Source organism: Melghirimyces thermohalophilus (assembly GCF_900102685.1).
Lineage (GTDB): Bacteria > Bacillota > Bacilli > Thermoactinomycetales > DSM-45169 > Melghirimyces > Melghirimyces thermohalophilus.
Genome location: NZ_FMZA01000019.1, coordinates 58,993 through 72,770 on the forward strand (window position 1 = coordinate 58,993; position 13,778 = coordinate 72,770).

The following is a 13,778-nucleotide window of genomic DNA, read 5'->3' on the forward strand; positions in this document are numbered from 1 at the left end:
GCTTCATCATGCCTTTAAAAGCACTAATTTCTTTTTTATTGAGGGGCCTAATCGGAACGTACATCCCGATTTTATCAAGCAGCACCCCCGCTATTTTTGAGGAGTGATCGAAGACATGACACAAGGAGAAGAGCTGAACGAACTGTTGCAGGTGCGCCGTGACAAATTGGATCAACTGCGGGAGAAAGGGGTCGATCCCTTCGGCCGCAAATTTGAGCGGACGCATACCGCCCAGGCGATTCTAGACGCCTTTGACCACCTCAGTAAAGAGGAGATCCAAGAGAAAAACCAACCAGCGGTGATCGCCGGCCGGCTGATGTCCAAGCGGAAACAGGGGAAGGCCTCCTTCGCCCACCTTCAGGATCAGAGCGGCCGCATCCAAATTTATGTCCGTAAGGATGAGGTAGGGGAAGAGCAGTATGAAACCTTCACCTCTGCCGATCTGGGCGACTGGCTGGGCGTCTCCGGCACCGTCTTCAAAACCAACCGGGGAGAGACCAGCATCAAAGCGACGGAGATCACCTTCCTCAGCAAATCTCTGCGCCCCCTGCCGGAAAAATTCCACGGGTTGAAAGATGTGGAGCTGCGTTATCGGAAACGCTACCTGGATCTGATCATGAATCCGGAAGTGAAGGAGACTTTCCTCACCCGGAGCCGCATCATCAGCGCCATGCGCCGCTATCTGGATGAACAGGGTTTTCTCGAGGTGGAAACGCCGACCATGCACACCATTCCCGGCGGTGCGGCGGCCCGTCCCTTCATCACCCACCACAACGCCCTCGATATCGATCTCTATATGCGGATTGCCATCGAACTTCACCTGAAGCGGCTGATCGTCGGCGGGATCGAGAGGGTATACGAGATCGGGCGGGTGTATCGGAACGAAGGCATCTCGACCCGGCACAACCCGGAGTTTACCATGTTGGAGCTGTATCAGGCTTACGCCGATTTCCACGACATCATGGACCTGACCGAAAGCTTGATCACCCATATCGCCCAGGAAGTGCTCGGCACCGACACCGTCCAATATGCGGGACACACCGTCCAGCTGGGACAACCCTGGGCCCGTAAACATATGGCCGACCTGGTGAAGGAGCATACCGGTGTCGACTTCCGGCGGGAGATGAGCGACGAGGAAGCCCGTCGCCTGGCGGATGAACACGGAGTGGAGATCACACCTGCCATGACCTTTGGCCACATCCTGAACGAGTTCTTTGAGCAAAAGGTGGAAGAGAAGCTGATCCAGCCCACTTTCGTCTACGGCCATCCCTTGGAGATCTCGCCCTTGGCCCGCAAAAACGAGGAGGATCCTCGCTTCACCGACCGCTTCGAACTCTTTATCGTCGGCCGGGAACACGCCAACGCCTTCACCGAACTGAACGACCCCGTCGACCAACGGGAGCGCTTTGAAGCTCAGGTGCGGGAAAAATCCCAGGGCAATGACGAGGCCCATCCCATGGACGAGGACTTCCTGGAAGCCCTGGAATACGGCATGCCTCCCACCGGCGGCCTCGGTATCGGCATCGACCGCCTGGTCATGCTCCTCACCGACAGCGCCTCCATCCGTGACGTCCTGCTGTTTCCCACCCTGCGGGACCAGGGATGACGCTCATCGAACAACCCCCTTCTTCCCGATGTGAGGGAGAAAGGGGGTTTTTGTGTCGAAGGAACCCTTCTCACCAGGCAGGATCCATTGACGATCGAAATATTTTTATATAAAGTCCATATATAAGTTTATGATTTTATCAAAATTTGGAGAGAAGGGGTGATGTTTTGAACAAATTAAAGAGAATCCCAGTGATCATTTACTACATGATCGGGTTGCTTTTAAGTGTGCCTTTTGTGGATTTATTCGTCTCCTTTCAAGAGTATCTCACCCGGGAGCCCGGCGACGTGTCCTGGGCTCCTACATTGGCTTCCTATACGATGATCTATTTGATGTGTGTGTGGATCATGTTGACGGTGTTTGGATTTTTCCATTTGATTTTTATCAACTGGAGAAATAGGAAAAGGGATGGGAAAAAGGAGGACCAGGAAGGACACTGGGTGATGTGGCTATTGTTGGGGGTGATCCCCCTTGTCCTCTTTATCCTTTGCTTACCGCTAACTTTGGGAAACTATGTAGCGGCAGATGAGCGCGGGTTTATGCACGATCCGTATTGGGGTTGGGATCGGGTGCTCTATCCCTGGGAGGAGAGTCGCATTCAATTTGATTACGACTACTACAGCGAGGAAGATGATGACGAGGGAAGGGAGCTGGAAGTGGAACCTCAATATATCATCCGTCACGGCGAGAAAACTTACGATCTGTGGGAAGCGATCGTCGATGCCGATGCTACCGAGCATCCCACCCAATTTGAAATCATCCGAGCAGTAGATTCCCTTGCGAGAAAAAACCAAGTCCCCTTCCAAGTCAAGCATGTCCTAGGGGTGGAGCATGAAAGCGCCATGAAACAAGACGACGACTTTTCCCCGGAACAAATCCGTTTTTTGATGGAACGTTTCGGTTCTGAATATGGAGAATAAGGTTGGTGAAAGAAGACCAAATGATGTGTAAGAAATATTGGCTTTCATTCCTTCTGATTGTCGCCCTGAGCTTGACCGCTTGTTCTTCCCAAGCGGAGGATCCCAGTGAGGGTCAGGATAAAAACAAAAAAGCAGCGACGGAGATCGAGGGGATTCTGAAGCAAGAACCGGGTCCTTTTTCCGGAAAAGAGATCAGCATGGACAAGCTGCATCAGGAATTGGACCAGCTCCCCGATGACATGAAGGCCGATGAAGCTTATACCCATCTGGTGAACCAAGTGGGCGAAGATTATCAATCGGTGGCAAAGAAAATCGAGAACTTCGACCCCTCCTATCAGGTGGACGGTTTTGAGAAGAAAGGTGGAGACGGTAAGGAGCAGGCAGACGGGGATAAGGAGAAGAAACAGCTCCATATCGAGATTCTGCTGGATGCCAGCGGTAGCATGGCTGGAAAAGTGAACGGGAAGGTGAAGATGGAGGAGGCGAAAGAGGCGATTGAGGACTTCGTTTCCGATGTTCCTAAGGATGCGAAGATCTCCCTCCGAGTTTACGGCCACAAAGGGAGCAATGCCCAGAAAGACAAGGCGGTCTCCTGCGACAGCGCGGAGGTGATTTATCCCCACGGCGCTTACAAAAAAGATGCCTTTTCCAAAGCGCTGGACCAGGTGGAGCCCACCGGGTGGACCCCCTTGGCTAAGGCGATGAACGGCGCCAAACAGGATCTGGCCTCAGAAACCGGAAAAGACGTGAAAAATGTCGTCTATGTGGTGAGCGATGGTAAGGAAACCTGTGGCGGCGATCCGGTGAAGGAAGCGCAAAAACTGCATAAATCCGAGATTGAAGCCGTTGTGAACATCATCGGCTTTGACATGGATGCTTCCAGCCGTCAAGCTTTGAAGGAAGTGGCGGAAGCCGGCGGCGGATTTTATGAAAGCGTCAAAACTGGAGAAGACATCCTTCGGATCTTCCGGGAAAATCGGGAGAAAGTGATGGATGCCCATCGCGCCACCAACTACCGAAACCGACACACTTTTGACATGATGGCTCATAAGAGGGCGATGCAAGAAAAAATTGACGACTTGGTCAGCCAACTTTATCCCCAGCGCGGAACACTGGTCATCCGTTATGACCGGGAGCAGGAACGCTTGGAGAAAGCCGCCCAATACTTGGAGGACCAGGGAAAACTGAACGAAGAAGAATCCAAAAAGCTAGACAAGCTGCTGGAAAAACGGCACACGGAGCTGAAAAACTACCGCGAGAAAAAGCAAAAAGAGATGAACGACCAACTGGATCAAGCCATCGAACAAGCGAGCGAGCAAGTAGAAGAGAATATCAGCGATTGATTGTATCATCCCATGTGATTTCCAACTTTCACAGCATGCATCAGTCGAATGAGGCTAATCGGAATCTCCTTTTACGAAGGAAGTTCCACAAATGTCTATTTTAATGACGGGGACTTTATTGGGAGGCCATGCGATTCCAGATTGGTGGAGCTGGGGGTGGTGGAGGGATAAGTATGGAAGTAGTCGGATTTATCATAGTGATACCACTTGGAGTGTTGATGCTTTTTGGATTATGGAAAGTACTTATTTGGCTTTATAACATTCTTAAAATCACTTGTTTGCTATTGTATTGTGTCATCCGATATGGTCCTCGGAAAGGATGGAAAAAGTGGAACCGCATGGGGTCAAAGGCAGATGTGGATGCACCAGATCACATCCCATATACGGCAGGTTCAGGGGATAAAGGAAATGCCGGTGATCTAGACATTGACATAAACTTTGACTAAAAGCAAAAGTGAACCCCGCAGCACCTTAGGGGCGGGAACATTTGTGAAATAAAAAATGTTTTAATCCCGTAATAAAAGGAGTGTTTATCGTTGAGGTTGTGGCGGAAGTACATAGGACTTATCCTGGTTCCGATGCTGATTCTGGCTGGTTGTTCAGAAGAGACAACATCAAAAGAGGCCCAACCGCAAAAAGAGACGAAATCACAGGAAGAGACTGAGCAAAAACCAGACTATAAGGTTGATCTCCCCAAGGAACTAAAGGGGCACCATGTATTGGCAGGTCCCGGTAAATATGCGGGTGACAATTATGATGAAGAAAAGGTCAAGGCGGAAATTGATCAGTTTCCAAAAGATTTAACGCCTGAGCAGTACTATCAAAAGTTATTGGAACTGTTGGCAGAAGATTATACATCATATATTCGGTTTTTTGAGACCTTTGACACCTCTCTAAACGTGGTCGGACAGGCGCCAGATGGTGAAGTAGCGATTAAACTTCCGAAGGAAAAAGAAGTGAATGTGATGATTCTTTTGGATTCCAGTGGGAGTATGGCCGGAACTGTTGAGGGTGGCGTAAAGATGGATCAAGCCAAAAAAGCGGTGCAGGATTTTGCTGCAAAAATGCCTGAGGGAGCTAATGTCTCGTTACAGGTGTATGGACATGAGGGTTCTAATCAACAAAAAGATAAAGAGATGTCATGTAAAAGCATTGAAAACGTTTATCCACTGGGAGAATACAACAAGACTAAGTTCGATTCCGCATTGAAGAAGTTTCAACCCGCTGGCTGGACCCCTCTTTCCCGAGCTATGAATGCAGCGCGGAAAGAATTGAGCAACCATGTAGGTTCCAATGTACAAAATATCGTTTACGTGGTTAGTGACGGGGTGGAAACCTGTGACGGGGATCCTGTGGCGGCTGCCGAAAAGCTCAACCAGTCCGAGATGAAAGCGGTTGTCAACATCATTGGATTCGATGTAGATGATGATGGTCAGAAGGCTTTAAAGTCCGTTGCTGAGGCAGGAGGGGGGACCTATCAGACCGCAGATTCGGGCGCTGATCTGGAAGAGCAACTGGATCAGGAGTACGATCGACTTTGGAGACAATGGGATCAATGGGAAGATACACAGCAGAGGAAAGTTGACAAACTAGATGACAAGAAAGTTAAAGTAATTGATGAGACCGATGATAAAATGGTTCGATTGGCCGATGAGGAAGACGATCGTTTGCAAGACGCGTTGGACTACCTGGATGATCATGATGAAATTAATGTGGAAGGAGTTTCCCAATGGATTAATGAGCGGGAATCTGTATTACAGGATTATAGCAATGCCAAAGAAAGTGAATTAACGGATGCAGTGAACGAGAATGAGAGCAGGCTTCAAGATGATCTTAACAAAAGAGAGGACGAAGCACGCGAAAAATATCAATAACTTCGATGAAATCAAGTGTAGTTCATCCGGTCGCTAAAAAACGGCCGGATTTTTGTTTACTTGTTTACATCTGTGGAGGACAAGCGAATCATTGATGACCAATCAAAAGCCGAGAAGAGTTTATATATCTACTGCTGAAAGGGAGTTGTAATGTTTCTCTGAAAGAGTTTGGAACCGGGGATCCAGGAACAATGGCCATTATCGGTCGTGGGGACGAAAATGGTACCAGGATGATTGGCATATGAAACCCCGGTCTTTAAGCGACCGGGGTTGTTTTTACATTAGTGATCCAGTGTTTTTCTTTGTTCCTCACGCTGTTTATCAAAGACATCGCTTTGAGTTTTTCTCTGATTACTGAATACTTCGCTCCTCAGTTCTTTTTGTGTATTAAAAGCATAGCTTCGAAGGGCTTTTTGTCGTTTAAAAAATGCACTACGTACTTCTTTTGCATGGTCTAGATCCTTTTCCGAGTATAAATAGGTAGCAGCATCCCAAATTCGATCTCCTTCTTCTTGCGCTAAATCCCACATTTTATCGCCTATTTCATTAACCTCATCCCACTTCTTGTCCCCTATGTTTTGTGCTTTATCCCAATTCTTATTTCCCCACTCTTCCCACTCATCCCAGAGGCGGTCGTATTCGTCCTCAAAGTGCTCCTCCAGGTCCACTTTGGAATCGACGGAACTGTATTCTCCACCCCCCGCCTTGGCAGCAGCTTCTAAGGCTTTTTGTCCTTCATCGATATCGAAGCCGATGATGTTGACTACGGCGTTGATGTTAGAGGTGTGAAGGTTTTTAGCCGCCTGAACCGGGTCCCCGCCACAAGTCTCGATCCCGTCACTAACGACATACACGATGTTTTCCGCTTTGCTTTCGCCCTCCAACTGCTGTTTGGCTTTCTTCATCGCTCCAGCCAGCGGGGTCCAGCCGGTCGCTTGAAATTGACCCAAAGCTTGGTTGAACTTGCCTTCGTCATATGTATCCAAGGGATACACTTCTTCAATGCTTTTACAGCTTTTTGCTTTGTCCTTTTGGTGGTTGGAGCCTTGATGTCCGTAAACGGTCAGCGACACGTTGGCTCCTTCCGGCATTTTCCCGGCAAAATCTTTCACCGCCTGTTTCGCCAAGTCCATCTTGACCCCGCCGTCCACTCGTCCGGCCATGGATCCGCTGGCATCGACTAAAATCATGATGTTCACTTTTTTCTCTTCAGGGAGTTTCGGAGCTTTTACCCCACCCGGTTCATTGCCTCCGGCGTTGACCGCGGTGTCAAAGGACTCAAAGAAATCGATGTAGGGATGATAATTTTCTCCGAGCAAAGCCAGCAATTTCTTTTGGATTTCCTTCTCCGAAGCGTCTTGCGGGATCTTATCCAATTCCGCTTCTACTTTCTCCTCATCATACTTATCCCCTGCATACTTCCCTGCGGAGGTAGGAAGGGGGATGTCTTGAAGCTCCTCGGGCAAATCTCTTTTTGAAACGGTTGTTGTCTCTTCCGTTTTTTCCTCCTTGGATGTTTGTTCTGCTTCAGCGTTTTGGCTTTTTTCTCTCTCGTTTGTCTCACTACAACCCGTACCGATGATCGCCATGGCTAAAACCGTTAAAAAAACGTGAACAAGCCTCAATGACTGCTCCTCCTTAAAATATCTTTATTGCTATTATAAATACTTTTGTCAAAAGAATGTTAGAATAGATTCGAATTTTACAGTGAAGGAGGCGATGGATGTTTGAATAAGTCCGAAAAAAAAGTAGCTTTCTGGGTTCTCACCTCCATCTTCCTACCGCTTTTGATCGTTGTGGGACTGGCTGTGTTTGTGGAGATGACGGTGGAGGCAGTGGGGCCGGTGGAAGAGGCGATGAAGGACAGCGAAAACCCGAAATACGATTTTTTCGCCGAAGTGCCCAATGGCGATTCCTACGATGAGGAAGAATCCGCCCATATTTACCGGGTAGAAGGCACCACACTCGACCCGATCGTCAAACATCTCCATTCGCTGCAAGAGCCGAAAGCCGTCTCCAACCGTCTTCCCGACCGGCAGCTTTTGGTCTTTTCCGAGGAGCTGGTGACGGTGTATCGGGATCTGGATGATGAATCGGATGTGCTGGTGGAAGTGGCGCCGATGCGTTTTGTGAAGGAGCAGTATCATCCCGAAATCTTTATGGTAAAAACGAATGCCTTTGAGAAGGAACCTCTTGATATGCCCGCCTTCAACCAGTTCCGCTCTTATTACACGGGGTTCATTGAATGGAATGACCGTCAGTATACCCGATACCCCTACTACATCGAAGAAAATCGGTCCTCAACCACGTCGATACGGAATGGCTCGGCTGGCACCCGCAGTTCGCGTGGCGGCGGCATCAGTGCAGGAAAGTAAAGGAGGAGTTATGTGGACTTTTTCAACCAATACCCGCTGTTGCGTTCTATCGTGTTGACTCTCGGGTATACGGCCCTTTCTGGGTTGGAGATGTTTATCGGCTATTATTTGTTTTCTAAGGTTACTCAATATGATGACACAGTGGAGATCTTTGAGAAGAAAAACGTGGCGGCAGCGTTGGCTTCCGGTGGCAAGGTGGTTGGGACAGCGATCGTTCTCGGCTTTGCGATCGTGACCAATGACCGCTTGTGGTGGGCCGCCCTTTGGGGTGGGATCGGCATCCTTCTCCTGCTGCTGGGCTATAAGGTGCTGGAGTGGGTCACGCCCCGCCACCACGTGGATGCGGAGATCGGCAAAGGAAATACGGCGGCTGGTATGTTTTCTTTTCTCTTGTCCATCGGTCTGGCTGTCGTTATCGGAACGAGTCTGACTTGAGTCGGATCAATTTTCAAATGAGAGGGAGTGGATGTTTTGATCAGTGATGTCATGCTGGAACGAAAACAGCGGTCCGAAGCGAAACTAAAGGCGAATGGTGTCCCTGTGCATCCGCGTTTAGTGTATGAAGAGAGCGAGTCGGCCTTTCGGTTTCAGACGGCCCAGGACGTAGCCAAACGGGCCTTCGCTCTATATAACCTTCTGGGCGTGATTTTTTATGAGAAACCGGAAGAGATCGTCGATTGGGTAAAAAATGAAGGGTTATGGAGCACGCTCAGTCCAAAAGAGCGAGAGATTTGTGAAATCCCTGTATCCGATTTGGATGAAGGGGAAAAAGTGTGGAAGTTACGGGCCATGCAATCCCATCGGATCACTTGGCGGACAGAAGCACTGTGGGCGTTGCTATGGGCAATGGGAGAGATCGAAGGTTTGGAATGGCCTACGGGTCAGTGTGATGCGAGCTGGATCGGTCACATCATGCCGTCTTTAGGAGACCCCACGGAACCATTTATTCAAAATGCGCAACTACGTCCCGTCTCGGAGATTTTGGACGAAGCGGATCTGGTTTACCGATTGATGTGGGCAATTCAAGAAGAAGGGGAAAAGATTCCGGAAGATATAGAGACCTTCACGGTGTACGAACGGTTTGTTGCACTGGAGTGGCTGACCCACGGGCTGCAATGGGACGAACTTACTGAATAAGGAGCGATGCAGGATGTCTATGAAAGAGGCTGGCAACTTGTTGAGCCGGGTGACCGGAAAAGAGCTTCGATTTTATTCAACCTACGATTTTGGACGGCAAAAGGACGAAAATAACCTCTCCGTCATCATCGACGACGAAGAAGAAGCGCGGAACCTTGTGCTAAACATACGACCAGAGTTAAGTGAAGGCCTGGTCACGTTTGTGGGAACGACCAAGTGGTATGGGGACGAGCGGCATTCCGGTGTGGAGTTGGTCATTGGAGAAGGTGATTCCCAATTTGACATCCTCCGTCTCGCCCGCACCGATGCGCTTAATTACGGGATGGAGACAGAGGACTTGATCCAACGATTGAAAGAGATTCAGGAGCAGCATCAGATACAAATACAAATTTTCCAAGCGGAATCCGATACCCTTTGGTTTGATCTAAACGGCCACATCGGCGATTTGAGCGGTTTATGCGAGGACCTGTACGATTTTTGTCCGGATGTGGTGGATCAAAATTTAGGTTCTATGGAAGATCTTGAAGCCTTTGTAGAGGTGATGAGACAAGTTTATCTGTGGTGGGACTGATGATGGACTCGTGATCCTGAACCGAAGTGTTTCAGAAATGGACTAGCCCTTGTATGAGGAGGTAAGGTGGATGTATTTTCGATGGATGGCGGTTTTGTTTAGTGTGTTGCTGATACTGACCGGGTGTTCTGACTCCGGCTCAGAAGGGAGCCAATCAGCGGGGGAAAAAGAGGAGACCGCGCAGTCCAAGAAACAGAAAATCCCTGATGCGCCAGAGGATTATGAAGGAATCATGACGCAAAATCCGGGGAAATTCGCTGGGGATAACTATGACAAGGAAAAAGTAGAAAAGGCCCTGGACCGAATACCGGACGACATGAGCACGGAAAAAATCTATGATTACTTGATTTATCTCCTGGGGGAAAACTATCAGCCGTTATATCAAAAGCTGCAAGCCTTTGACACCTCCATCCAGTCTAACGTCAAGACGCCGGAGGCTGGCGAACTGCCCATCTTGGAACAGATGAATGTAGAAATTCTGCTGGATGCCAGCGGCAGTATGGCCGGACAGGTGGAAGGCGGCATGAAGATGAACCTGGCCAAGGAAGCGATCCGGGGATTTGTGTCGGAACTTCCCAAAGGAGCCCAGGTCTCTTTGCGTGTCTATGGGCACAAGGGGAGCAACCAAGAAAAAGATAAGGAAGTCTCCTGCAAAAGCAACGAATTGGTATATCCCTTCAGCACTTATGACAGCGGGAAATTTGAATCGGCTCTGTCCCAGTTTCAGCCGACAGGATGGACTCCCTTAGCCTCGGCGATCCAATCGGCACACAAAGACCTGAACAAAGTAAAAGAAAAACAGTCCCGCAATGTGATCTACGTGGTGAGCGACGGAGTAGAGACTTGCGGCGGAGATCCAGTGAAAGCGGCACAAGCCTTAAAGAAATCCGATATCCAACCGATGGTCAATATTGTCGGCTTCGATGTGGATGACGCCGGACAGAAACAGCTGAAGCAAGTAGCGGAAGCAGCGGATGGCTCCTATAAGACCGTCTATTCCGAAAGCGATCTGAAAGAATACCTGGAGGCTGAAAGAGAACGGTTAGAATTTGAATGGAGTATGTGGGGAACGAAAAGTCGAAACGAAATTTTCCACAATTGGGCTGAGAAGCAGAGAAAACTAGATGAAATTGTTTTCGGGGATGGTGGTCTTATAAAGGTCAAAGCAAGAGAAAAAGAACGGCTTATTGACGCGTATGAATATTTAAAAGAAAAAAATAAAATAAAAGCAGAGGAAGGATTGTGGGATAAGATAATAGACAGAAGTTTGTTATTTGATCAAGAAACAGTAGATTTAAAGAATGAAATTCGCGAGGAATTGAAACAAATGGAACGCAAAGCCAAAGAAAAAATTGATAAACAGGAAGATAACATGACCGATCAATATAATGAATAATTGCTCGAGGTGAAGAGATGAGGTGGATCCATAATAGACGGGTTGTTCGTTTTTTTGCATTTAGCTTGTTGATCTTTTATGCGATCAGTTTAAGCAGCCCGTTTGTGGGGGTGGCGTTGGCGGATTGGGAGCCGCCGGCGCCATATGAACCCCCTGATGATACATACATCCCGCCGGATCCCTATGAAGCGCCGGAGTATCAACAGCCCGATCCTTATCAAGCGGAAGACCCGGGAAAGCGTGAGGGGGAAGAGAACTCCGGTTCTGATTCCCAACAAGGGGATAACGGCGATGAAGGGCAGCAGTCGGATAATGTAGTACAATCACCGGAGTATAAAGCGTTTAAATACGTCGTAAAGGATCTCTTTTTAGGCAATATCGGCAGCCTAAGTGAAGTGGATTTTGACATATCGAGGTTTAATCCTCAAGCAGCAGTTATCCAAGCGTTGAGAGGGGCCAACGGAGCGCTTGCCGGAAACGATTTCCTCGGTAAATGGACCACCATCGGCCTCGATGCTTGGCAATCAGTCGACAACGCCAAACACGTAGGAAAGTTCGTCCGCTCTCCGTCGGAAATTAAAGCGGCTTGGCAGGCATCTGTAGCTGGTCGAAGTGTTTCTAGCTATTCTAATTGGGGACGATTTTTGGAAAATGCTTCAAAACCCCTAAAGGTGGGCGGGGATTATGTGGCCCGTCCGCTGAAAATGGCCGGAAAAGCCGCTCCGGTTTTGGCGGCTGTTGAAACGGGGATCTCCGCTTATGAAGCGATCCAAAACTTTAGTGATAAGGGCATCAGTAGTACGGACGGGTGGGCCAATGTCGGTGAGATGATGATGTCTGGAGCTGTCGTATTGAGTGCCTCCGGAGTTGGCGCACCGGTCGCAGCCGGGGTAGCGGTGGCAGGGGCAGCGATCTGGACAGTATCAAAAGGCATCAAACATTGGAACACAGTCACAGATACGTTGAAAATGGCTGGGAACGGTGTCAAATCCTTTGTAAAAGATCCTGTAAAAACGACGAAGAAAGCGGCCAGTGCGGTGAAAGATGGAGTGAGTGGAGCCGTGGATACTGTCAAAGGATGGTTTAGTTAGGAATCTCCTCTCGGGAGGAATTGGACATGATTAAGCTGAGTAATCTGCCGCAGAAAATCTTTGAAGTGGCAAAAAGGTATGAGCAGAAGGGGGAGAACCTGGAAGTTTTCCCTGCGAAATTTTTTATTGACGGACAGCTGTACTACTACTTTCACTATAACCCTTCACAAAAGGAGTTGATTATTAAAGAGAATGGAGAGGTCCCACCTGTTCATAGTATAGAAAAGGTGTTTTGCTATGCTAATGGATTTAATGCATCCATTCACGCAATGGCTACTATTGGTGAAAAATGGAGGAAGTCGGGGATGGGTCGGAAATATGCCCGCCTCAAACGATTGCTATCCAAGGTAGAAAAATTTATTGAAAGTGGACCGGAAGATGTGAGGTGGGCGTTTACATCCTTTCAAAAGGTTCCTGATGTGATTATTCAACATCAGAAAGTGATCGAGAGGTCGGTCAATCAGGCGGGCAAAGAAACTGTCGAGATGAGAAAACGTGAAATTGTAACTGAAGATGATTATAAAAAAATGAGAGGGTATCAGGTCGATACGGCTCGTAGCGGTTTTTGGCAAACTGATATTCAATTTAAAACAGCTGCTGATAGAGAAAAGGTGATGGATTATCTATCCTCCATCAAATCTATTACCAACTGGAAAGCCTGGTGGTATTATTTTCAGCTAAAACCCTATCAGAAGATGATGTATACCAAAGAGAAGAATCCGAAGGAATATGAAGAGATGCAGGAACTGAGCGAAGAGATATTTGAAGATGTTCCGATCGAAGAAAACCCAGAGGTCTTGGATCTAATTAAAAATCTGAGAAATCCGCGGTAGAAGATGACAGAGGTGAAAATATGGGCCCGGTGAGAGATGCATTACGGTTGTTTAGGGAGAACGTTTGGCAGGTTTTCCTGGTGATTCTTCTGTTTGTGGTTCCCATCCAGATGGTCTATACATTGGCGGTCAATTATACGACTCTGCCGTTTCAGGTGTTGGGAATTCCCCTTTGGCCGGCATTGATCAAATCCTTCTTTATGTTTATCGCTCTGTTTTTAATTCAGCTCCCCTTTATCAGCATGGCTCTTCAATATGCACGCAATGAGGACATTCGGCTAGGAAAGACATTGGCTGATGCTTTCCATTTACGTGATGAGTTTTTTTGTTTCATTTCTCATTGTGACTGGTTCACTACTGTTGATTATTCCCGGTTTGGTTTTGTTCCTTCTGTTTCTCGGAATTTCTTATGCAGCTATCATTGACGGTAAAACATGGTTGCAGGGGGTCAAACAATCTTTTGCATTTGGGTCCTCTCATTTTTTTAAATTGCTCGGTTTGTTGTTTGTGTTTGCCGTTCTTGGGTTGATCACCAGTTTTGCAGTCCTTTTTGTACTCTATTTAGTTACCGGGTTTTATCTGATCTTGAACGTGTCCGTCATAATTACCAATTCCCTTCTTTTCTCCATCCT

General features: G+C 48.1%; 14 protein-coding genes. 13 read left to right on the plus strand and 1 reads right to left on the minus strand.

Annotated features, from left to right (window positions below; genetic code table 11):
* Positions 1-115: 115 nt before the first annotated feature.
* The 5 genes from lysS to BLP91_RS13530 all read left to right on the plus strand — a co-directional run bounded on the left by lysS (position 116) and on the right by BLP91_RS13530 (position 5,743).
* On the plus strand, positions 116-1,606 hold the full coding sequence (gene lysS / locus BLP91_RS13510; RefSeq protein ID WP_091572142.1) for a lysine--tRNA ligase: 1,491 nt from the start codon (positions 116-118) through the stop codon (positions 1,604-1,606).
* Positions 1,607-1,773: 167 nt separating this feature from the next.
* On the plus strand, positions 1,774-2,526 hold the full coding sequence (locus tag BLP91_RS13515; protein ID WP_091572144.1) for a hypothetical protein: 753 nt from the start codon (positions 1,774-1,776) through the stop codon (positions 2,524-2,526).
* A 5-nt stretch (positions 2,527-2,531) separates the two neighbouring features.
* The gene (locus tag BLP91_RS13520; protein ID WP_143003557.1) at positions 2,532-3,869 is read left to right on the plus strand and encodes a VWA domain-containing protein; all 1,338 of its coding nucleotides are present in this window, start codon (positions 2,532-2,534) and stop codon (positions 3,867-3,869) included.
* 173 nt (positions 3,870-4,042) lie between these two features.
* The gene (locus tag BLP91_RS13525; protein ID WP_091572150.1) at positions 4,043-4,315 is read left to right on the plus strand and encodes a hypothetical protein; all 273 of its coding nucleotides are present in this window, start codon (positions 4,043-4,045) and stop codon (positions 4,313-4,315) included.
* Between the two features lie 90 nt (positions 4,316-4,405).
* Positions 4,406-5,743, plus strand: coding sequence for a VWA domain-containing protein (locus tag BLP91_RS13530; RefSeq protein ID WP_091572152.1), 1,338 nt, complete (start codon positions 4,406-4,408; stop codon positions 5,741-5,743).
* A 281-nt stretch (positions 5,744-6,024) separates the two neighbouring features.
* Here BLP91_RS13530 and BLP91_RS13535 read toward each other — a convergent pair whose 3' ends face one another.
* Entirely contained in the window at positions 6,025-7,368 is a 1,344-nt protein-coding gene (locus tag BLP91_RS13535) for a VWA domain-containing protein (RefSeq protein ID WP_091572155.1), read from the minus strand.
* Between the two features lie 102 nt (positions 7,369-7,470).
* On the opposite strand from BLP91_RS13535, the gene BLP91_RS13540 reads away from it, so the two are divergent.
* The 8 genes from BLP91_RS13540 (at position 7,471) to BLP91_RS13575 (ending at position 13,571) form a co-directional block, all read left to right on the plus strand.
* Positions 7,471-8,118: a DUF4247 domain-containing protein gene (locus BLP91_RS13540; protein ID WP_091572158.1), complete on the plus strand. Its 648-nt coding sequence runs from the start codon at positions 7,471-7,473 to the stop codon at positions 8,116-8,118.
* A gap of 12 nt (positions 8,119-8,130) precedes the next feature.
* Complete coding sequence (locus BLP91_RS13545; RefSeq protein ID WP_091572160.1) at positions 8,131-8,553, plus strand: DUF350 domain-containing protein; 423 nt, start codon at positions 8,131-8,133, stop codon at positions 8,551-8,553.
* A gap of 36 nt (positions 8,554-8,589) precedes the next feature.
* Positions 8,590-9,255, plus strand: a complete 666-nt coding sequence (locus BLP91_RS13550) for a DUF4272 domain-containing protein (protein ID WP_091572163.1) — start codon at positions 8,590-8,592, stop codon at positions 9,253-9,255.
* Positions 9,256-9,268: 13 nt separating this feature from the next.
* Complete coding sequence (locus BLP91_RS13555) at positions 9,269-9,826, plus strand: DUF4253 domain-containing protein (RefSeq protein ID WP_091572165.1); 558 nt, start codon at positions 9,269-9,271, stop codon at positions 9,824-9,826.
* A gap of 70 nt (positions 9,827-9,896) precedes the next feature.
* On the plus strand, positions 9,897-11,222 hold the full coding sequence (locus BLP91_RS13560; RefSeq protein WP_091572168.1) for a VWA domain-containing protein: 1,326 nt from the start codon (positions 9,897-9,899) through the stop codon (positions 11,220-11,222).
* Positions 11,223-11,239: 17 nt separating this feature from the next.
* Positions 11,240-12,313, plus strand: a complete 1,074-nt coding sequence (locus BLP91_RS13565; RefSeq protein ID WP_091572170.1) for a hypothetical protein — start codon at positions 11,240-11,242, stop codon at positions 12,311-12,313.
* Positions 12,314-12,339: 26 nt separating this feature from the next.
* Positions 12,340-13,146: a hypothetical protein gene (locus BLP91_RS13570; RefSeq protein ID WP_091572173.1), complete on the plus strand. Its 807-nt coding sequence runs from the start codon at positions 12,340-12,342 to the stop codon at positions 13,144-13,146.
* 20 nt (positions 13,147-13,166) lie between these two features.
* Positions 13,167-13,571, plus strand: coding sequence for a hypothetical protein (locus BLP91_RS13575; protein WP_091572175.1), 405 nt, complete (start codon positions 13,167-13,169; stop codon positions 13,569-13,571).
* Positions 13,572-13,778 lie beyond the last annotated feature (207 nt).